At 66.7% G+C, this 19616-nt stretch carries 14 protein-coding genes and 1 pseudogene; 6 read left to right on the top strand and 9 right to left on the bottom strand.

What is annotated here, in order from left to right; translation table 11 throughout:
* Positions 1-23 precede the first annotated feature (23 nt).
* Positions 24-1607, bottom strand: coding sequence for a peptide chain release factor 3 (locus PSm6_RS15795; RefSeq protein WP_265167717.1), 1584 nt, complete (start codon positions 1605-1607; stop codon positions 24-26).
* Positions 1608-2169: 562 nt separating this feature from the next.
* Between PSm6_RS15795 and PSm6_RS15800 the strand changes: the two genes are divergently transcribed.
* From PSm6_RS15800 to PSm6_RS15820, 5 genes are all read left to right on the top strand, one after another.
* The gene (locus tag PSm6_RS15800) at positions 2170-3333 is read left to right on the top strand and encodes a type III PLP-dependent enzyme (protein WP_021217731.1); all 1164 of its coding nucleotides are present in this window, start codon (positions 2170-2172) and stop codon (positions 3331-3333) included.
* A 219-nt stretch (positions 3334-3552) separates the two neighbouring features.
* Positions 3553-6180 carry a sulfite reductase flavoprotein subunit alpha gene (locus PSm6_RS15805; protein ID WP_265167718.1) on the top strand — a complete coding sequence of 876 codons (2628 nt, stop codon included), beginning with the start codon at positions 3553-3555 and terminating at the stop codon, positions 6178-6180.
* A gap of 125 nt (positions 6181-6305) precedes the next feature.
* On the top strand, positions 6306-7052 hold the full coding sequence (locus PSm6_RS15810) for a 5-oxoprolinase subunit PxpA (protein ID WP_031287146.1): 747 nt from the start codon (positions 6306-6308) through the stop codon (positions 7050-7052).
* Complete coding sequence (gene pxpB / locus PSm6_RS15815; protein ID WP_021217734.1) at positions 7049-7726, top strand: 5-oxoprolinase subunit PxpB; 678 nt, start codon at positions 7049-7051, stop codon at positions 7724-7726. Before PSm6_RS15810 ends, pxpB begins: the two co-directional genes overlap by 4 nt.
* Positions 7723-8649, top strand: coding sequence for a 5-oxoprolinase subunit C family protein (locus PSm6_RS15820; RefSeq protein ID WP_265167719.1), 927 nt, complete (start codon positions 7723-7725; stop codon positions 8647-8649). The genes pxpB and PSm6_RS15820 overlap by 4 nt, the downstream gene beginning before the upstream one ends.
* Positions 8650-8989: 340 nt before the next feature.
* Here the strand turns inward: PSm6_RS15820 and PSm6_RS15825 are convergent, their stop codons facing one another.
* Positions 8990-9472: an Lrp/AsnC family transcriptional regulator gene (locus PSm6_RS15825; RefSeq protein WP_265167720.1), complete on the bottom strand. Its 483-nt coding sequence runs from the start codon at positions 9470-9472 to the stop codon at positions 8990-8992.
* 134 nt (positions 9473-9606) lie between these two features.
* Between PSm6_RS15825 and PSm6_RS15830 the strand changes: the two genes are divergently transcribed.
* Entirely contained in the window at positions 9607-10242 is a 636-nt protein-coding gene (locus PSm6_RS15830; RefSeq protein WP_265167721.1) for a LysE family translocator, read from the top strand.
* A gap of 426 nt (positions 10243-10668) precedes the next feature.
* Here the strand turns inward: PSm6_RS15830 and PSm6_RS15835 are convergent, their stop codons facing one another.
* The 7 genes and pseudogenes from PSm6_RS15835 to PSm6_RS15865 all read right to left on the bottom strand — a co-directional run bounded on the left by PSm6_RS15835 (position 10669) and on the right by PSm6_RS15865 (position 19575).
* A complete protein-coding gene (locus PSm6_RS15835) occupies positions 10669-11640 on the bottom strand; it encodes a peptide ABC transporter ATP-binding protein (protein WP_263400562.1) in 972 nt (323 codons plus the stop codon).
* A pseudogene (locus PSm6_RS15840) lies at positions 11640-12610 on the bottom strand (ABC transporter ATP-binding protein). Before PSm6_RS15840 ends, PSm6_RS15835 begins: the two are co-directional and overlap by 1 nt.
* 10 nt (positions 12611-12620) lie before the next feature.
* Positions 12621-13523: an ABC transporter permease subunit gene (locus PSm6_RS15845; RefSeq protein WP_265167722.1), complete on the bottom strand. Its 903-nt coding sequence runs from the start codon at positions 13521-13523 to the stop codon at positions 12621-12623.
* Positions 13524-13532: 9 nt separating this feature from the next.
* Positions 13533-14543 carry an ABC transporter permease subunit gene (locus tag PSm6_RS15850; RefSeq protein WP_021217741.1) on the bottom strand — a complete coding sequence of 337 codons (1011 nt, stop codon included), beginning with the start codon at positions 14541-14543 and terminating at the stop codon, positions 13533-13535.
* Positions 14544-14657: 114 nt separating this feature from the next.
* Entirely contained in the window at positions 14658-16238 is a 1581-nt protein-coding gene (locus tag PSm6_RS15855) for an ABC transporter substrate-binding protein (RefSeq protein WP_265167725.1), read from the bottom strand.
* Positions 16239-16283: 45 nt separating this feature from the next.
* Complete coding sequence (locus PSm6_RS15860) at positions 16284-17729, bottom strand: OprD family outer membrane porin (RefSeq protein WP_021217743.1); 1446 nt, start codon at positions 17727-17729, stop codon at positions 16284-16286.
* 244 nt (positions 17730-17973) lie between these two features.
* Positions 17974-19575: an ABC transporter substrate-binding protein gene (locus tag PSm6_RS15865; RefSeq protein WP_021217744.1), complete on the bottom strand. Its 1602-nt coding sequence runs from the start codon at positions 19573-19575 to the stop codon at positions 17974-17976.
* Positions 19576-19616 lie beyond the last annotated feature (41 nt).

Consider the following 19616-nt stretch of genomic DNA (forward strand, 5'->3'; position numbering starts at 1 on the left):
TGCATCCGATCGATAAGGCGCGATCAGTGGTGTTCGCGGGTGGCGCGGAACTGGATGTCCGGCCAGCGCTCTTCCATCAGGGCCAGGTTGACGCGGGTCGGGGCCAGGTAGGTGAGGTGGCCGCCGCCGTCCACGGAGAGGTTCTCGAAGGCCTTGTCCTTGAACTCCTTGAGCTTCTTCTCGTCCTTGCATTCGATCCAGCGGGCCGACCAGACGTTGATCTGCTCATAGGCGCACTCGACCTTGTATTCCTCCTTCAGGCGGCTGGCGACGACGTCGAACTGCAGCACGCCGACCGCACCGAGGATGATGTCGTTGTTGCGCTCGGGGAAGAACACCTGGGTGGCGCCTTCCTCGGCCAGTTCCTGCAGGCCCTGGCGCAGCTGCTTGGATTTCAGCGGGTCCTTCAGGCGCACGCGGCGGAACAGCTCGGGTGCGAAGTGGGGGATGCCGGTGAAGCCCAGCGCCTCGCCTTCGGTGAAGGTGTCGCCGATCTGGATGGTGCCGTGGTTATGCAGGCCGATGATGTCGCCGGCGAAGGCTTCCTCGAGCTGCTCGCGCTCGCTGGAGAAGAAGGTCAGGGCGTCGCCGACGCGCACGTCCTTGCCCAGGCGCACATGGCGCATCTTCATGCCTTGGCTGTACTTGCCCGAGCAGATGCGCATGAAGGCGATACGGTCGCGGTGCTTGGGGTCCATGTTCGCCTGGATCTTGAACACGAAGCCGCTGAACTTCTCTTCCTGCGGCTCCACTCTGCGCTCGTTGGCTGCGCGCGGCAGCGGCTTGGGCGCCCAGTCGACCACGGCGTCGAGCACGTGATCGACACCGAAGTTGCCCAGCGCGGTGCCGAAGAACACCGGGGTCAGCTGGCCGCTGATGAACTCGTCCTGGTCGAAGGGATGGCAGGCACCCTGGACCAGCTCCAGCTGATCGACGAAACGGTCGTACTCGTCGCCCAGGTGGGCACGGGCCTCGTCGGAGTCCAGCTTCTCGATGATCTTCACCGCGGTGCGCTCGTGGCCGTGGCCCGGGGTGTAGACGATGATGTAGTCGTCGGCCAGGTGGTAGACGCCCTTGAAGTCCTTGTAGCAGCCGATGGGCCAGGTGATCGGCGCGGCCTTGATCTTCAGCACCGCCTCGATCTCGTCGAGCAACTCGATGGGGTCGCGGATATCGCGGTCGAGCTTGTTGATGAAGCTGACGATGGGCGTGTCGCGCAGGCGGCACACGTCCATCAGCGCGATGGTGCGCGGCTCTACGCCTTTACCGCCGTCGAGGACCATCAGCGCCGAGTCCACCGCGGTCAGGGTGCGGTAGGTGTCTTCGGAGAAGTCTTCGTGGCCGGGGGTGTCGAGCAGGTTGATGATGTGCTCGCGGTAGGGGAACTGCATCACCGAGGTGGTGATGGAGATGCCGCGCTGCTTCTCCATTTCCATCCAGTCGGAGGTGGCGTGGCGGTCGGACTTGCGCGACTTCACCGTACCGGCGACCTCGATCGCCTTGCCCATCAGCAGCAGCTTCTCGGTGATGGTGGTCTTACCGGCGTCAGGGTGGGAAATGATGGCGAAGGTGCGGCGTTTGGCGACTTCGGCGGCCTGGATGGTCATGGATATGTGCCTGGCTGGAAACGGTTGCGGGCCATGTGCGGCCCGAAAAGCGCGGAATTATAGCGGGAAACGACCGGGGGATCAGTCCGCATGTCGCAGGCGGCGGTGATGGTGTTGCCGGCACCCAGTCGGGCGATGGGGATGAACCCTCGAGGGGATCATCGGTCTGTCAGAAAAGAGGGCCATGATCGCCAGGTCCGGGCGCGTACCGATGCGCTGCAAGGGCCGTCGCCAGCGGTTTTGTGCAGCATTTCATAACGTTTTGTTTTGAATACAGAACAGTCAACAGGTAACGCGACAAAGGGATGTGAAAAAGCGGCATTTTTTGATTGATCTGCGCCCCCATGGTCCTAAAGTTCGCGCCCGAACGTCCATGCTGGAAACGATCCATCCGGCTCAAGTACTGACGACGAGAGGTTGGCGGCCGCAAGGCTGCAAATCCTCGGCGACATGCCTTGGGAAGTAGGCGAACCAAAGTGGGGAAACGGATTAGACGTTCAGGCTTTTCGCACCAAGCCCATCCCTTGCAACTTTTGTGTTTTTTGCCCAATGGAGCCCCAGTATGTCGATCAAGGTCGAAGACTATTTCGCACCCGCCACTTTCCAGCGCATGAAAGCGTTCGCTGATCAACACGAGACCCCTTTCGTGGTGATCGACAAGCAGACCATCGCCGATGCCTACGACCAACTGGTCGGCTGCTTCCCCTTCGCCAAGATCTACTACGCGGTGAAGGCCAACCCGGCGACCGAAATCACCGAACTGCTGCGTGACAAGGGCTCCAACTTCGACATCGCCTCCATCTACGAGCTGGACAAGGTGATGAAGACCGGCGTCGGCCCGGAGCGCATCAGCTACGGCAACACCATCAAGAAAGCCCGGGACATCCGCTACTTCTACGAGAAGGGCGTGCGCCTGTTCGCCACCGACTCCGAAGCCGACCTGCGCAACATCGCCAAGGCTGCCCCAGGCTCGAAGATCTACGTGCGCATCCTCACCGAGGGTTCCACCTCCGCCGACTGGCCGCTGTCGCGCAAATTCGGTTGCAACCCCGACATGGCGCTGGACCTGCTGATCCTCGCCAAGCAGCTGGGCCTGGAGCCCTACGGCCTGTCCTTCCACGTGGGCAGCCAGCAGCGCGACATCGACGTCTGGGACGCCGCCATCGCCAAGGTCAAGGTGATCTTCGAGCGCCTCAAGGAAGAAGACGGCATCACCCTGAAGATGATCAACATGGGCGGCGGCTTCCCGGCCAACTACATCCAGCGCACCAACGCTCTGGAAACCTACGCCGAGGAAATCACCCGCTTCCTCAAGGAAGACTTCGGCGACGAGCTGCCGGAAATCATCCTCGAGCCGGGCCGTTCGCTGATCGCCAACGCCGGCATCCTGGTCAGCGAAGTGGTGCTGGTGGCGCGCAAGTCCCGCACTGCGGTGGAGCGTTGGGTCTACACCGACGTGGGCAAGTTCTCCGGCCTGATCGAAACCATGGACGAGTCCATCAAGTTCCCCATCTGGACCGAGAAGAAAGGCGAGATGGAAGAAGTGGTCATCGCCGGCCCGACCTGCGACAGCGCCGACATCATGTACGAGAACTACAAGTACGGCCTGCCCCTGAACCTGGCCAGCGGCGACCGCCTCTACTGGCTCTCCACCGGTGCGTACACCACTAGCTACAGCGCGGTGGAATTCAACGGCTTCCCGCCGCTGAAGGCCTTCTACCTGTAAGCGCCGGCCCGAAGGAAAAGCCTGCTCCGGCAGGCTTTTTTATGCCCGCGTGGTGCCTGGGACCGCAGCGGCTGCCCGGGAGCCCGTGCCGTCGCGGCATGCCGGCTACGGGCGAAGGTAAATAGAAAGTAAAACGCGTCGAATACTCTGTTTGTGAAATTTATTCTCAAATAGAATCGCATCCCATCTGAGAATCCATGGCCTCCGTCCGACCGGCTGATGGCGGCTGTCTGTTTTCCACAAGGGGTCACCGTGTTCAAGAAAGTCCTGTTCCAGTTGCACTGGCTCCTCGGCATCAGTGCCGGCCTGGTGTTGTCCGTCATGGGCGTCACCGGTGCCGCCTACAGCTTCCAGGACGAAATCCTCGACTGGCTCAACGCCGACACCCTGCGTATCGAGGTGAGTGACAGCGGTGTGCTGCCGCCCGCCGAACTGGTGCGCAAGATCGAAGCCGCCGAAGGCAAGCAGGTTACCGGGCTCTGGGTGGAAACCCAGTCCGGCGGGCCGGCGCGGGTGTTCTTCATGCCGCCGCCCGGCGAGCGGCGTGGCCCCATGCGCTGGTTCGACCCCTACACCGGTGAGCTGCTCGGTGACCCGGTCGGCCAGCCGTTCTTCGGCCTGATGCTGCAACTGCACCGCTTCCTCGCCATGGGCGAGACCGGCAAGCAGATCACTGCCGCCAGCACCCTGGCACTGATCTTCTTCTGCCTCTCCGGCCTTTATCTGCGCTGGCCGCGCCAGGCCGGCAGCTGGCGTGCCTGGCTGACCCTGGATTGGGCGCGCAAGGGCCGCAGCTTCAACTGGGACCTGCACGCGGTGGCCGGCACCTGGTGCCTGGCGCTCTACCTCCTGGCCGCGCTGACCGGCCTGTTCTGGTCCTACGAGTGGTACCGCGCCGGCCTGCAGCGCCTGCTGGCCGATGCCCCCTCCGAGCAGCAGGCCAAGCCTGGCGAACGTCGGGGCGAAGGACGTGGTGAGGGGCGTGGCGAGCGCCGCGAAGGGGGCCGCCCGGGCATGCAGCAAGCGCCGTCGGGCCCGCCGCTGGTGGTGGACTATGACGCCGTCTGGGCCAGCATCCGCGAGGCCGCCGGCCCCGGCATGACCGCCTACAACCTGCGCCTGCCCCCGGTGGGTGGGCAGCCGGCCACGGTGTTCTACCTCCTGGGGGATTCCAGCCATCCCCGTGCCACCAACCAGATCACCCTCGACCCGGCCACCGGCAAGGTCGCCCGCGTCGAGCGCTACGCCGAGAAGAGCTTCAAGGCGCAGCTGCTCACCAGCATCTATGCCCTGCACGTGGGCGAGTACTTCGGCCTGACCGGGCGCATCCTGATGATGCTGGCGAGCCTCGCCATGCCGCTGTTCTTCATCACCGGCTGGCTGCTCTACCTCGACCGCCGGCGCAAGAAGCGCGCGATCAAGGCCGCTCGTGGCGGCCTCGGCCACGGCGGTGACGGCGAGCCCTGGCTGATCGGTTTCGCCAGCCAGAGCGGCTTCGCCGAGCAGCTCGCCTGGCAGAGCGCCGGCCAGCTCCAGGCCGCCGGCTACCCGGTGCGCGTGCAGCAGTTGGGCGAACTGGATGCCGGGCAACTGGCCGAAGCGCGCAACGCCCTGTTCGTGGTCAGCACCTTCGGCGATGGCGAGGCCCCGGACGCTGCCCGCGGCTTCGAGCGCAAGATGCTGGGCCAGGCCTCGCAACTGGCCGACCTGCGCTTCGCCGTACTCGCCCTGGGTGACCGCCAATACCAGCACTTCTGTGGCTTCGCCCACCGCCTGCAGGCCTGGCTCCAGGGCCAGGGCGCCAACACCCTGTTCGACACGGTGGAGGTGGACAACGGCGACGCCGGCGCACTGCAGAGCTGGCAGCAGCACCTGGCCAGCCTGTCCGGCTCCAGCCTGGTGCCGGCATGGACCGAGCAGCCTTTCGAAACCTGGACCCTGGCCGGCCGCGAACACCTCAACCCCGGTAGCCAGGGCGAATCCACCTGGCTGCTGCGCCTGGGCGCCCCGGCGGGCAGCCAGATCAGCTGGCAGGCCGGCGACCTGGTGGAAATCCTCCCGCGCCAGGCCGACCCGCGCATCCAGGGCTGGCTCGACCGCCATGGCCTCGACGGCGAGGCCCAGGTGACGGTGGATGGCATCGCCCAACCCCTGCGCCAGGCCCTGGGCGCACGCCTGCTGCCGGACTCCTTCGAGCACCTGGTGGGCCTGCACCCGCAGGCGCTGCTGGATGCGCTGATCGTGCTTTCGGTGCGCCAGTACTCCATCGCTTCCCTGGAAAGCGACGGCGCCCTGGAACTGATCGTGCGCCAGGAGCAGCACGCCGACGGCACCCTGGGCATCGCCTCCGGCTGGCTCACCCACGCGCTGCCGGTGGGCGCCAACCTGCCGCTGCGCCTGCGTCGCAATGCCCGCTTCCACCGCCTGGAAGGCGAGCGCCCGGCCATCTTCATCGGCAACGGCACCGGTATCGCCGGCCTGCGTGCGCTGCTCAAGGCCAACGTCGCTGCCGGCAACGGCCGCAACTGGCTGCTGTTCGGCGAGCGCAACCAGGCCCACGACTACTACTGCCGTGACGAGATCGAAGGCTGGCTGGCCAGTGGTGAGCTGGAGCGGCTGGACCTGGCCTTCTCCCGCGACCAGGCGCACAAGGTCTACGTGCAGGACCGCCTGCGCGAAGCCGGGGCGGAAGTCCGTGCCTGGGTCGAGGCGGGCGCGGTGTTCTACATCTGCGGCAGCCTGCAGGGCATGGCCGACGGCGTCGACCGTGTGCTCCGCGAACTGCTGGGCGACGAGGCCCTGGATGCCCTCGCCGCCGAAGGCCGCTACCGCCGCGACGTGTATTGATCGGTTCATGGGCTGTGCTTCAGACCCGGGTGGGCTTCCCGGGCTGAAGCCCGGGCTGCGGTCGCTGATCCACCTGTGGATAACCCCATCTCGCACAGCCCGCCCGCTGTCGCCATAATCAGGCGATGAAAAATCGAATCCTGCTGAACTGCGACATGGGCGAGAGCTTCGGCGTCTGGACCATGGGCGACGACGAACACGCCATGCCGCTGGTGGACCAGGCCAACCTGGCCTGCGGCTTCCACGCCTCCGATCCCATGACCATGCAACGCACCGTCGACCTGGCGGTGCAGCACGGCGTTAGCATCGGCGCGCACCCGGCCTACCCGGACCTGATCGGTTTCGGCCGCCGGCAGATGGCCCTGTCGGTGGAAGAGGTCCGCGCCCTGGTGCTCTACCAGATCGGTGCGCTGGACGCCTTCTGCCGGGCTGCCGGTACCCAGGTGGCCTACGTCAAACCCCATGGCGCGCTGTACAACGAGCTGGTGCGCAACGATGCCCTGCTGGAAGCGGTGCTGGACGCCTGTGCCAGCTACCGCCAGGGCCTGCCGCTGATGGTCTTGGCCCTGGCCGACAACCGTCGTGAAATACGCCTGGCGGACGAGGCGGATGTGCCGCTGATGTTCGAGGCCTTCGCCGACCGTGCCTACCTGGCCGACGGCCAGCTGGCGCCGCGCCGGCTCGAAGGCGCGGTGCACCACGAGCCGGAGCGCATCATCGGGCAGGCCGTGGCCATCGCCCGGGGCGAGCCCTTCGCCGATATCGACGGCAAGCCGCTGCAACTGGTGGCCGACAGCCTCTGCGTGCACGGCGACAACCCGCAATCCCTGGCGGTGCTGCGCCGGCTGCGAGCCTACCTGGACGCCTCGTGATCCGTATCGAACCGGTCGGCGCCGAGGCGTTGCTGCTGGTGCTGGCGGATGAGCCGGACAGCCGTCTGCCGCAACGCATCGCCCAGCTCGCCGCTGTTCTGCGCCAGCACTTTGGCCACCGGCTCCGCGAGCTGGTGCCGGGCTGGACCACCCTCCTGCTGCACTACGACCTGCTGCACACCGATCACCTCCGGCTGGCCGCCGAGCTGGCGCCGTTGCTGGAGCAGTGGCAGCGGGCGGCTACGGGCGAGCAGGCCGGGCGCCTGCACGAGCTGCCCGTCTGGTACGGCAGCGAGGACCTGGCCACGGTGGCCGATGCCTGTGGGCTCAGTACCGGGCAGGTGATCGAGCTGCACGCCGGGGTGGAATACCGCGTCGGCGCCATCGGCTTCGCGCCGGGGTTCGCCTACCTGGGTGAGCTGGATACACGCCTCGCCCTGCCACGGCGCGACACGCCGCGCACGCGGGTGCCGGCGGGCAGCCTGGCCATCGCCGAGCGGCAGACGGCGATTTATCCACAGGCCTCGCCGGGCGGCTGGCACCTGCTGGGCCTCTGCCCGACGGCGCTGTTCGACCCGACGCGTGAGCCGCCGTGCCCGCTGGCGTTGGGGGACCGTGTGCGCTTCGTGCCCATCGATGAACGGACCTACCGCCGCGAACGGGGCGAACCATGAACGGCCTGCGGGTGATCAAGGCCGGGCCCCTGAGCCTGCTGCAGGACGGCGGGCGCAGCGGCTGGCAGCACCTGGGGGTTTCCCCGTGCGGGCCCATGGATCGCCACGCCGCCTATTGGGCCAATCGCCTGCTGGGCAATGCGCCGGGCGCCAGCCTGGTCGAGATCGCCCTGGGCGGTGTCGAGCTGGAAAGCCTGGGCGATGGCTGGGTGGCGCTCTGTGGCGCGGACCTGCCCATCACCCTGGATGGCGAGGCGCGGCCCAACTGGTCGCGCTTCCCGCTGCGCGCCGGGCAGCGCATCAAGCTGGGCTTCGCCCGCAACGGCCAGCGGGCCTATCTCGCCATCACCGGTGGCTTTCGCGTCGAGCCGGTGCTGGGCAGCGTCGCCTGCCAGGTGCGTGAAGGCCTTGGCGGGCTGAACGGCCAAGGGGCGAAGCTGGCCGACGGCGACCTGTTGCCGGGCGGGGAAGGGCGTTTCGAGCGGGGCGCCAGTGTGCCTTGGCCCTGGCAGCCGGACTACCGCGCCGAGCGCCCGTTGCGGGTGATGCTTGGCGGCGATGCCGGGCAGTTCGCTGATGACCAACTACAGGCCTTTTTCCAGCGACCCTGGCAGCTCAGCCCGCAATCGGATCGCATGGGCGCGCGCCTGCAGGGCGAGGCGATCCGTGCGCCGCAGCGGCAATGGTCCCTGGGCGTGGTACGCGGCACCGTGCAGGTCCCGCCCGACGGCCAGCCGATCATCCTCCAGGCCGACCACCAGACCATGGGCGGCTACCCCATCCTCGGCTGGCTGCACCCCCGGGACTGCGACCGCCTGGCCCAGTGCGCGGCGCACCAGAGGCTGCGTTTCCAGGCTGTGGATATCTCGGCGGTACAGGCCGAGGTGCGTGCGTTCCGCCGCTTCTTCGGCGCCGGTTCGTAGGGCGTCGGGTTGCACCCGACCTACAAGAGCCGTGTCGTTCCGTAGCCCGTGCTTCAGCGCGCAGAAAGGCGCTGCCGGTGTTCCCGGACTGAAGTCCGGGCTACGGGTGTGGTTGGAGTGTAGGGCGGGTGAAACCCGCGTGTGTTCTGGCCGGGTTGTCCCCGACCTTCAAGAGCCGTGTCGTTCTGTAGCCCGTGCTTCAGCGCGGGAAAGGCGCTGCTGGTGTTCCCGGACTGAAGTCCGGGCTACGGGTGGTGTTGGGGCGTAGGGCGGGTGAAACCCGCGTGCGCTCTTGTCGGGTTGCACCCGACCTACGGGTGAAGTACCGGGTGCGGGTGCGTCATTTCGGCAGGTGGTTGAGGGGCAGCGGGCCCGGTGCCTTGACCGTCTGGATGGCGAAGTTGCTGCGGATGTCGCTGACGCCGGGCAGCTTGATCAGGTGGTTGGTGAGGAAGAGTTCGTAGGCGCGCAGGTCCGGCACCACCACTTGCAGCAGGAAATCCGCCTCGCCGGACACCAGGTGCACCGAGATTACCTCGGGCAGCAGTACCACCGCCTCGCGGAAGGCGTCGGCGCGGTCGGGGCTGTGGCGCTCGACCTTGATGCCGACGAACACCGTCAGGCCCAGCCCCACTTCGTAGCGATCCAGGTCGACCTGGTACCCGCGTATCACCCCGGCTTCCTCCAGCAGGCGCACCCGGCGCAGGCAGGGCGAGGGCGACAGGCCGATCTCCTCGGCCAGCTGCACGTTGCTCAGGCGGCCGTCGCGCTGGAGGGCGGCGAGTATCTTGTGGTCGAAGGCGTCCAGTTTGAGATTTGGCATAAATGGATGGTCCTGTCGGAGATATCTCCTTGTTCGTGCCAAACAGCATCCTCTTGTTGGCGTAATGCGCAAGCACCTGCCCCGGCCTCCGGGCATAGAATTTTTCCTCCGGAAGACCTGTGGAGGAGCGGGCGATGGCGGATATAGGCGTATTCCTGATGGCCCTGGCAGTGGCCTACCTGCTGCCGGGGCCGGACATGATCCTGCTGCTGCAGACCGGCGCCCGGCAGGGGCGCGCCCTGGCGCTGGCCACCACCCTGGGGCTGGCGGTGGCGCGTGGCTGCCATGTGGCGCTGGCGGGGCTGGGTCTGGCGGTGCTGTTCCGCACCGCGCCCTGGACCTTCGACCTGGTGCGCCTGGCTGGCGCGGCCTACCTGCTGTGGATCGGCGTGCGCATCCTGCAGACGCCGGCCTCGCAACTGGTGGCCGGCAGCGGCGGGGAGGGCGTTGCCCTGGGCGGCGCCTGGTGGCCGGCGATCCGCCGTGGGCTGTTGACCAACCTGCTCAACCCCAAGGCGCTGCTGTTCTGTTCGGTGCTGTTGCCGCAATTCGTCGACCCGGCGGCGGGGCCGCTGTTCGCCCAGTTCGCCCTGCTGGGCGCGGTGCTGGTGGGCGTGGGCCTGGCCTTCGATGCCTGCTATGCGCTGGCCGGTGCCGGCATCGGGCGTTGGCTGGGGCAACGGCCGCTGGCCCAGCGCATCCAGCAATGGCTGTTCGGCGGCGTGCTGGTGGGCTTCGGGGTGAGGTTGGCGCTGTTGCGTGACATGTAGGGCGGGTGAAACCCGCGTGACAGGGGATGTATGTGTCGGGTTTCACCCGACCTGCGGGCATCGCGAATGAATTGGCTCTGTTTGAATTAGCAGTTGTGGTTTTAAAGCAAGCGCTCAAGCACGGCCCGTTCCGGGCTCCCAAGAGTTTCCGCCACCTCCACAGCATGGGTTTCGCTTCGCTCTACCCATCCTACGAAAGCCGCCACTTGCACGCTGGGTTGGTGCGCACATCAATGTGAGGATTCGAGCGAAGAACGGTGGAGCAGCCGCCAAACGCCCCTTCCCAGGAGGCCGAGCGAATCGTCGTCCATTCTTCCAGCAACACTCAGCGCAGACACAGCCCATGCATTCGTCCCCACAGAGCGGTCAGGGTGTGGCGCCACGGGCCAGCGAACCCCATCGGGCGATGGGGTTCGTGGGGCGGGGTTACGGGGCGATGGTTTCGGCGTGGTGGCAGGCGACCTGGCGGGCGTCCAGCGCGCGCAGTTCGGGGACTTCCACCTGGCAGCGCTCGGTGGCGTAGGGGCAGCGCTTGTGGAAGGCGCAGCCGCTGGGCGGGTCGAGGGGGTTGGGCAGTTCGCCGACGATCTTGATCTTCGGCTTGGCCGGGTCCGGGTGGATGGTCGGCGTGGCCGAGAGCAGCGCGCGGGTGTAGGGGTGCAACGGGCGCTCGTAGATGAGCTCCGCCGGGCCGATCTCCGCCGGGCGGCCGAGGTACATCACCAGCACGTCGTCCGCCACGTGCTGCACCACCGAGAGGTTGTGGGAGATGAACACGTAGCCGGTGTTGAAGCGCTCCTGCAGGTCCATGAACAGGTTGAGGACCTGGGCCTGGATGGAAACGTCCAGCGCCGAGGTGGGTTCGTCCGCCACCAGCACCTTGGGGTTGAGCATCATGGCGCGGGCCAGGGCGATGCGCTGGCGCTGGCCCCCGGAGAACATGTGCGGGTAGCGCTGGTAGTGCTCGGGGCGCAGGCCCACCTGCTGCATCATCGCCTGCACCTGCTCGCGGCGCTCGGCGCGGGACAGCGAGGTGTTGATCAGCAGCGGCTCGGCCAGCTGGTCACCGATCTTCTGCCGCGGGTTGAGGGATGCATAGGGGTTCTGGAACACCATCTGCACGTCGCGGCGCATCTGCTTGCGCTGCAGGCCGTTGGCGCGGGTGACTTCCTGCCCGGCGATTTGCAGGGAGCCGGAGCTGGGGATTTCGATCAGGGTCAGGGCGCGGGCCAGGGTGGACTTGCCGCAGCCGGATTCGCCGACCACGGCGAGGGTCTTGCCGGCCTGCAGTTCGAAGGACACGCCATTGAGGGCGCGCACCGTGGCCGTGCCTTTGAACAGGCCACGGGAGATGTCGTAGTGACGGGTCAGGTCACGGGCGGTCAGTACGGCAGTCATCAGGCCACCTCGCCGAGATTCAGGGGGAAGAAGCAGCGCACCGCGCCATGTTCGTGCGGGTCCAGGCCGGGGCGGCGCTCGCGGCAGCTGGCCTGGGCGTAGGGGCAGCGCGGCGACAGCAGGCAGCCGTGGGGCCGGTCGTAGCGGCCGGGGACGATGCCGGGCAGGGTGGCCAGGCGGCGCTGGCCCTGGCTGTGCTCGGGAATCGCCTTGAGCAGTGCTTCGGTGTAGGGGTGGGTCGGGGCATCGAACAGGCGCGGCACTTCGCCGATTTCCACCGCCTGGCCGGCGTACATCACACAGACGCGGTCGGCGGTTTCGGCCACCACCGCCAGGTCGTGGGTGATCAGCACCAGGCCCATGCCCTGGTCGCGCTGCAGATCCAGCAGCAGGTCCATGATCTGCGCCTGGATGGTCACGTCGAGGGCGGTTGTGGGTTCGTCGGCGATCAGCAGCTTGGGTTCGGCGGCGATGGCCATGGCGATGGCCACGCGCTGGCTCATGCCCCGGAGAGCTGGTGGGGGTAGGCGTCGAGGCGGCTGGCGGCGCCGGGTATCTCCACGCGCTCCAGCAGCTCCAGGGCGCGCTGGCGGGCGGCGCGGCCCTTCAGGGCCATGTGCTGGTGCAGCACTTCCTCGATCTGGAAGCCCACGGTGTAGCTGGGGTTGAGGGCGGTCATCGGGTCCTGGAAGACCATGGCCAGGTCCTTGCCGACGATGTGGCGGCGCTGCTTGCCCTTGAGGCGCAGCATGTCGGTGCCGTCGAACTGCATGCTGTCGGCGGTGACCTTGCCGGGGGCGTCGATCAGGCCCATCAGCGCCATCATGGTCACCGACTTGCCGGAGCCGGACTCGCCGACGATGGCCAGCACCTCGCCCTTGTTCACGGAGAGGTCGAGGCCGTCGACCACCGGTACCGCATTGGCGTCGCCGAAGCGCACGCCGAGGTTCTTGATATCCAGAAGGCTCATGGTGGGCTCCTCAGAGGGCATTCTTGAGTTTCGGGTCCAGCGCGTCGCGCAGGCCGTCGCCCATCAGGTTGATCGCCAGCACGCTGAGCAGGATGGTCAGGCCGGGCAGCGAGACCACCCACCAGGCGCGCTCGATGTAGTCGCGGGCGGAGGCCAGCATGGTTCCCCATTCCGGGGTCGGCGGTTGTACGCCGAGGCCGAGGAAGCCGAGGGCCGCGGCATCGAGGATGGCGGAGGAGAAGCTCAGGGTCGCCTGGACGATCAGCGGCGCCATGCAGTTGGGCAGCACGGTGATGAACATCAGGCGGAAGATGCCGGCACCGGCCAGGCGCGAGGCGGTGACGTAGTCGCGGTTGCGCTCGACCATCACTGCGGCGCGGGTCAGGCGCACGTAGGAAGGCAGCGAGACGATGGCGATGGCGATCACGGTGTTGATTAGCCCTGGGCCGAGGATGGCGACGATGGCCACCGCCAGCAGCAGCGAGGGCAGGGCCAGCATGATGTCCATCAGGCGCATGATCAGCATGCCCAGCAGCGGGGCGAAGCCGGCGATCAGGCCCAGAAGGATGCCGGGCAGCAGCGACATCACCACCGAGGCGAGGCCGATGAGCAGCGACAGGCGCGCGCCGTGGATCAGCCGCGAGAGCAGGTCGCGGCCCAGCTCGTCGGTGCCGAGCACGAACTGCCACTGGCCGCCTTCGAGCCAGGCCGGCGGGGTCAGCAGGGCGTCGCGGAACTGCTCGCTGGGGTCATAGGGCGCGATCCAGGGCGCGAACAGCGCGCAGATCACGATGATCACCATGAAGGCGAGGCCGCCGACGGCGCCCTTGTTGTGGGAGAAGGCCCGCCAGAATTCCTTCATCGGCGAGGGGTAGAGGATGGCCGGTTCGACCGTGTTCTGAGCGATGGTCATGACGGGTCCTCAGCGCTGGTGGCGAATGCGTGGGTTGGCGAAGCCGTAGAGCACGTCCACGACGAAGTTCACCAGGATTACCAGGCAGGCGATCAGCAGGATGCCGTTCTGCACCACCGGGTAATCGCGGGCGCCGATCGATTCGATCAGCCATTTGCCGATGCCCGGCCAGGAGAAGATGGTTTCGGTGAGCACGGCACCGGCCAGCAGCGTGCCGACCTGCAGGCCGAACACCGTGAGCACCGGGATCAGCGCATTGCGCAGGCCGTGGACGAAGACCACGCGGGCCGGCGACAGGCCCTTGGCGCGGGCGGTGCGCACGTAGTCCTCGCGCAGCACCTCGAGCATGGCCGAGCGGGTCATGCGGGCGATCACCGCCAGGGGAATGGTGCCGAGCACGATGGCCGGCAGGATCAGGTGGCGCAGGGCGTCGAGGAAGGCGCCTTCCTCGTCTGAGAGCAGCGTGTCGATGAGCATGAAGCCGGTGACCGGCTCGATGTCGTAGAGCAGGTCGATGCGCCCGGAGACCGGTGTCCAGCCGAGCCAGACGGAGAAGAACATGATCAGCAGCAGGCCCCACCAGAAGATCGGCATGGAATAGCCCGCCAGCGAGATGCCCATCACCCCGTGGTCGAACAGCGAGCCGCGCTTGAGCGCTGCGATCACCCCGGCCAGCAGGCCCAGGGTGCCGGCGAACAGCAGGGCGGCCAGGGCCAGCTCCAGGGTCGCGGGGAACAGGGTGAGGAATTCGTGCCAGACGCTTTCGCGGGTGCGCAGGGACTCGCCCAGATCACCCTTGGCGAGCTTGCCGATGTAGTCGAAGTACTGCTCGCGCAGGGGTTTGTCGAGGCCGAGGCGGGTCATCGCCTGGGCATGCATTTCGGGGTCGACCCGGCGTTCGCCCATCATCACTTCGACCGGGTCGCCCGGGATCAGGCGGATCAGCGCGAAGGTGAGCAGGGTGATGCCGAAGAAGGTGGGGATCAGAAGCCCCAGTCGGCGGGCGATGAAACTTAGCATCTCGGTGGTTGACTCCTCAGGTATCACGCCCGCTTCCGCTTGTGACGGTGGGCGGGCGCCGTTCTTGTTGTTGGGAGCGTCGCGGCTGTGGGTTGGACCGCCGCGACGCTGCCGTTACTTCACCCGGGTGGTGGCGAAGTTGTTGTTGCTCAAGGGGCTGATCACGTAGCCGTCGATATTGCTGCGGCGCACATTGAACAGCTTAGGGTGTGCCAGGGGAATCCATGGGGCCTGGTTGTGAAATACCTCCAGGGCCTGTTCATAGAGCTTCGCCCGTTCGGCCGGCTCGCTCACGGTGCGGGCCTTCTGCATCAGGGTTTCGAAGTCCTGGTCGCACCAGCGCGCCTGGTTTTCCCCCGATTTGGCCGCCGCGCACGACAGGTTGGGGCTGAGGAAGTTGTCCGGGTCGCCGTTATCGCCGGCCCAGCCCAGCAGCACCATGTCGTGCTCGCCGCCCTTGGAGCGCTTGAGCAGCTCGCCCCACTCCAGCGAACGGATGGTCATCTGGATGCCGGCCTTGGCCAGATCCGCTTGCATCATCTGTGCCGCCAGCGCTGGGTTGGGGATGGTAGGCGAGGTGCCGTTGCGGATGAAGAGGGTGATCTTCAGGTCCTTCACCCCGGCTTCGGCGAGCAGCGCGCGGGCCTTCTCCGGGTCGTGGGGCCAATCCTGTATCTGGTGGTTGTAGCCCAGCAGCGTCGGCGGGTAGGGGTTGACCGCGGCGCTGGCGGCGCCCGGGCCGAACACCGCGCCGAGCAGGGCCTGCTTGTCGATGGAGAGGTTGATGGCCTGGCGCACGCGGGCGTCGTCCAGCGGCTTGTGCTCGGTGTTGATGGCCACGTAGGTGGTCAGCAGCGCGTCGATCTCGTCCACCGCCAGGCGCGGGTCGTTGCGGATGCCGGCCACGTCCTCGGGTTTCGGGTAGAGCGCCACCTGGCACTCGCCGGCGCGCACCTTCTGCAGGCGCACGTTGGAGTCGAGTGTGATGGCGAAGATCAGGTTGTCGATCTCGGGCTTGCCACGGAAGTAGTCCGGGTTGGCCTTGTAGCGCACCTGGGCGTCCTTGGCGTAGCGGTTGAAGACGAAGGGGCCGGTGCCGATGGGCAACTGGTTGAGCTGGTTGGTCTTGCCCGCCGCCAGCAGCTGGTCGCCGTACTCGGCCGAGTAGATGGAGGCGAAGGGCATGGCCATGTCGGCGAGGAAGGGCGCTTCCGGGTGGGTGAGGGTGAAGCGCACGGTGAGCGCGTCGACCTTCTCCACGGACTTGATCAGCTCGCGCATGCCCATGGCGTCGAAGTAGGCGTAGCCGCGCTGCGCCGATTCATGCCAGGGGTGCTTGGGGTCGAGGGCGCGCTGGAAGGTCCAGACCACGTCGTCGGCGTTGAACGGTCGGCTGGGGGTGAACCAGTCGGTGGCGTGGAACTTCACGTCCGGGCGCAGGCGGAAGGTGTAGATCAGGCCGTCGTCGCTGATTTCCCAGCTGGTGGCCAGGCCGGGGATCAGCTCGGTGGTGCCGGGCTTGAAGCCGAGCAGGCGGCTGAACACGGTCTCGGCGGTGGCGTCGGCGGTCACCGCGCCGGTGTATTGCACGATGTCGAAGCCCTCGGGCGCGGCTTCGGTGCAGACCACCAGGTTCTGGGCCTGGGCGCTGGCGGCGGCGAGGGCGGCCAGCAGGGGCAGGTAACGCATCTTCATGTCGGGTCCTCCAGGCGCCGGCGCGGGGCCGGCGCCGCATCCATGTCAGAGCAGGTCGAAGGGGAAGGTGCTGACGATACGCAGCTCGTTCACGCTGCCGTCGATCTGCTGCTTGCTCGCCTTGTGGGACATGTAGGTGACCTTGAAGGTGCTGTCCTTGATGGTCCCGCTCTGCACCTTGTAGGCCGCCATCAGGCCGTATTCGCGGTGGCGCTCGTCGTCCATGGCGCGCACTTCCGCGTAGTTGCCGTAGGCGCCGTTGCGGTCACCGTCGTAGTGGGTGCCGTCGATGTCCCAGCCCTTGGCGTACCAGGCGGTGGTGGAGAAGCCGGGGATGCCGAAGTAGCTCCAGTCGGTCTCGTAGCGGATCTGCGCGGACTTCTCGTTGGGGCTGTTGTAGTCCGAGAGCAGGGAGTTGGCCAGGTAGATGGCGGCGGTTTCGTGGATGTAGTCGAAGTACTCGTTGCCGTCGACCTGCTGCCAGGCGAGGGTCAGCGCGTGGGCCTGGTGGGCCAGGGTGAAGGCCAGGCTGAAGGTGTCGTTGTCGATGTAGCCGGCCTTGCGGTCGCCGGTGTCGCGGGTGCGGTAGCCGTTGAAGGCGGTGCGCAGGGACAGGGTCTCGCGGTCGCCCAGGTCGTGGGCCACGCTCAGGTAGTACTGGTCCCAGACGTCTTCGAAGCGGCCGGCGTAGACGGCGACCTCGAGGTTATCCAGCGGCTTGTAGTTGCCGCCGAGGTAATGCATGTGCTCGCCCGTGACTTCGCGGGTGCCGTATTCGGTGGTGAAGGCTTCGTCGCCGGCGCCGGTACGCGGGCTGGCGCGGCGGAAGCTGCCGGCCTGCAGGGCGAGGCCGTCGAACTCCTCGCTGGTCACCGCGTAGCCGGTGAAGCTGGAGGGCAAGGCGCGGTTGTCGATGTAGCTGAGCACCGGGGTGTCCACCAGGAAGCGGCCGGCCTTGAACTCGGTGTTGGAGGCGCGCAGGCGCACGTTGGCGACACCGAGCTTGGACCATTCCTCCTGGCCGTGGCCGTTGCTGTCGGCCAGGGTGCGGTTGCCGCCACCGCCGATGCGGCCCTTGCCGCGCTCGAGGTTGATGGCGCTGAAGGCGGCCACGTCCAGGCCGAAGCCGATGGTGCCTTCGGTGTAGCCGGAGCTGTATTTCAGCTGGGTGCCCTGCACCCAGGCGCGGCGGCTGTGGGTACGCTGCCGGCCGTCATCCTTGGGGATGGTGAAGCCGAAGCCGTCCTTCATCTGCTCGCGGGCGGCGAAGTTGCGGGTGCTCAGGCTCAGGCTCTGGCCTTCGATGAAGCCGGTGGCGCCAGCCTGGCCCTTCACCGGTTTTTCCACGGCGGGGATGTTCTGCACCTGGGCGGCGTAGCTGGGGTTCTCGGGCACCGGCGGGACCTTTTCCTCTTCGGCGGCGAAGAGGTGTGCGCTGGCAGCCATCAGTGCCAGTCCCAGGGTTGCTCGTTGGAAGGGGGTGGATTTCATCACGTGTGCTCCTTTTTTGTTATCGCTTCTTCATCGAAACAAGGAACGCTCATGCGGACTGCCGCCGACGCCGGGCAAGCCGGTGCCGACGCGCGCAAGCGCAGCATCCTTGCGAACTCGTTGGGGCAGGTATGAAAGGGTCCTCCTCCGATCTGGCGTCGGATGGAGATGGGGTTCACGGAGTGGCCCGGAACGGGCCGCGAAAGCCGGCGGGCGTGGGGCCCGCCGGGTTCGTCAGGTGCGGTCAGGGCGCATTGGAGACGCCGTAGAAGGAGTTGGTGGAGAAGGGGCTGATCTTGAAGCCCTGCACGCTCTTGCTCATGGGCTGGTAGACGGTGGAGTGGGCGATCGGGGTGATCGGCACTTCACGTTGCAGCAGTTGCTGGGCCTGCTTGTAGAGCTCGGTGCGCTGGGCCTGGTCGGTGACGTTCTTGGCCTGCTTGACCAGCTTGTCGTAGTCCTTGTCGCACCACTTGGAGAAGTTGTTGCCGTTGATCGAGTCGCAGCCATAGAGGGTGCCGAGCCAGTTGTCCGGGTCACCGTTGTCGCCGGTCCAGCCGATCAGCATGGCGTCGTGCTCGCCAGCGTGGGCACGCTTGATGTACTCGCCCCACTCGTAGCTGACGATGCGTGCCTTGATGCCGACCTTGGCCCAGTCGGCCTGGAGCATCTCGGCCATCAGCCGTGCGTTGGGGTTGTAGGGACGCTGCACGGGCATGGCCCAGAGGGTGATCTCGGTGCCTTCCTTGACGCCGGCGGCCTTGAGCAGCTCGCGGGCCTTCTCGGGGTTGTACTCGCTGCCCTTGATGGTCTCGTCGTAGGACCACTGGGTCGGCGGCATGGCGTTGACCGCCAGCTGGCCGGCGCCCTGGTACACGGCCTGGATGATCGCCGGCTTGTTCACCGCGATGTCCAGTGCGCGACGCACCTCGACCTTGTCGAAGGGCGCGTGGGTGACGTTGTAGGCGATGTAGCCGAGGTTGAAGCCGGGGTTCGACGGCACCTGCAGCTTGGCGTTCTGCTTCAGCGACTCGAGGTCGGCGGGGCGCGGGTTGAGAGTGATCTGGCACTCGCCGGCCTTGAGCTTCTGCGCGCGGACCGAGGCGTCGGTGTTGATGGAGAAGATCAGGTTGTCGATCTTCACCTCGTCCGGCTGCCAGTAGTCCTTGTTGCCGGCGAAGCGGATCTGCGCGTCCTTCTGGTAGCGCTTGAACACGAAGGGGCCGGTACCGATGGGCTTTTGGTTCAGCTCGGCGGCCTTGCCGGCCTTGAGCAGCTGGTCGGCGTATTCGGCCGAATGCACCACGGCGAAGGGCATCGCCAGGTTCTGGATGAAGGCGGCGTCGACGGTGTTGAGGGTGAAGCGCACGGTGTGCTCGTCGACCTTCTCGACCTTGGCGATGTTCTTGTCCAGGCCCATGTCGGTGAAGTAGGGGAACTCGCTGGGGTACGCCTTACGGAACGGGTGTTCCTTGTCGATCATGCGCTGGAAGGTGAAGAGCACGTCGTCGGCGTTGAATTCGCGGCTGGGCTTGAAGTAGTCGGTGCTGTGGAACTTCACGCCGGGACGCAGATGGAAGGTGTAGCTGAGGTTGTCCGGGGAGATGTCCCATTTCTCTGCGAGGGCGGGGACGGCCTGGGTGCTGCCTCGTTCGAACTGCACCAGGCGGTTGAACAGGGTTTCGGAAGCCGCGTCGAAATCGGTGCCGGTGGTGTACTGGCCGGGGTCGAAGCCCGCTGGGCTGCCCTCGGAGCAGAACACCAGGTTGCTGGCGGCGGAAACGAATGGGGAACCGAGAAGCAGGCCTGCGGCGAGCAGGGCCTGGATGGGGGTGTTCTTGCGCATGCAAACCTCAATTTGTTCTTTTTCTGAGGGCGTCATGTGCG

The sequence above is a fragment of the Pseudomonas solani genome (assembly GCF_026072635.1).
GTDB classification, from domain to species: Bacteria; Pseudomonadota; Gammaproteobacteria; order Pseudomonadales; family Pseudomonadaceae; genus Metapseudomonas; species Metapseudomonas solani.

What these genes read in the sequence shown, in the direction of transcription:
- PSm6_RS15795 (WP_265167717.1), bottom strand. Translation starts at nt 1,607, where the DNA reads ATGACCATCCAGGCCGCCGAAGTCGCCAAACGCCGCACCTTCGCCATC.
- PSm6_RS15800 (WP_021217731.1), top strand. Translation starts at nt 2,170, where the DNA reads ATGTCGATCAAGGTCGAAGACTATTTCGCACCCGCCACTTTCCAGCGC.
- PSm6_RS15805 (WP_265167718.1), top strand. Translation starts at nt 3,553, where the DNA reads ATGGCGGCTGTCTGTTTTCCACAAGGGGTCACCGTGTTCAAGAAAGTC.
- PSm6_RS15810 (WP_031287146.1), top strand. Translation starts at nt 6,306, where the DNA reads ATGAAAAATCGAATCCTGCTGAACTGCGACATGGGCGAGAGCTTCGGC.
- PSm6_RS15820 (WP_265167719.1), top strand. Translation starts at nt 7,723, where the DNA reads ATGAACGGCCTGCGGGTGATCAAGGCCGGGCCCCTGAGCCTGCTGCAG.
- PSm6_RS15825 (WP_265167720.1), bottom strand. Translation starts at nt 9,472, where the DNA reads ATGCCAAATCTCAAACTGGACGCCTTCGACCACAAGATACTCGCCGCC.
- PSm6_RS15830 (WP_265167721.1), top strand. Translation starts at nt 9,607, where the DNA reads ATGGCGGATATAGGCGTATTCCTGATGGCCCTGGCAGTGGCCTACCTG.
- PSm6_RS15835 (WP_263400562.1), bottom strand. Translation starts at nt 11,640, where the DNA reads ATGACTGCCGTACTGACCGCCCGTGACCTGACCCGTCACTACGACATC.
- PSm6_RS15845 (WP_265167722.1), bottom strand. Translation starts at nt 13,523, where the DNA reads ATGACCATCGCTCAGAACACGGTCGAACCGGCCATCCTCTACCCCTCG.
- PSm6_RS15850 (WP_021217741.1), bottom strand. Translation starts at nt 14,543, where the DNA reads ATGCTAAGTTTCATCGCCCGCCGACTGGGGCTTCTGATCCCCACCTTC.
- PSm6_RS15855 (WP_265167725.1), bottom strand. Translation starts at nt 16,238, where the DNA reads ATGAAGATGCGTTACCTGCCCCTGCTGGCCGCCCTCGCCGCCGCCAGC.
- PSm6_RS15860 (WP_021217743.1), bottom strand. Translation starts at nt 17,729, where the DNA reads ATGAAATCCACCCCCTTCCAACGAGCAACCCTGGGACTGGCACTGATG.
- PSm6_RS15865 (WP_021217744.1), bottom strand. Translation starts at nt 19,575, where the DNA reads ATGCGCAAGAACACCCCCATCCAGGCCCTGCTCGCCGCAGGCCTGCTT.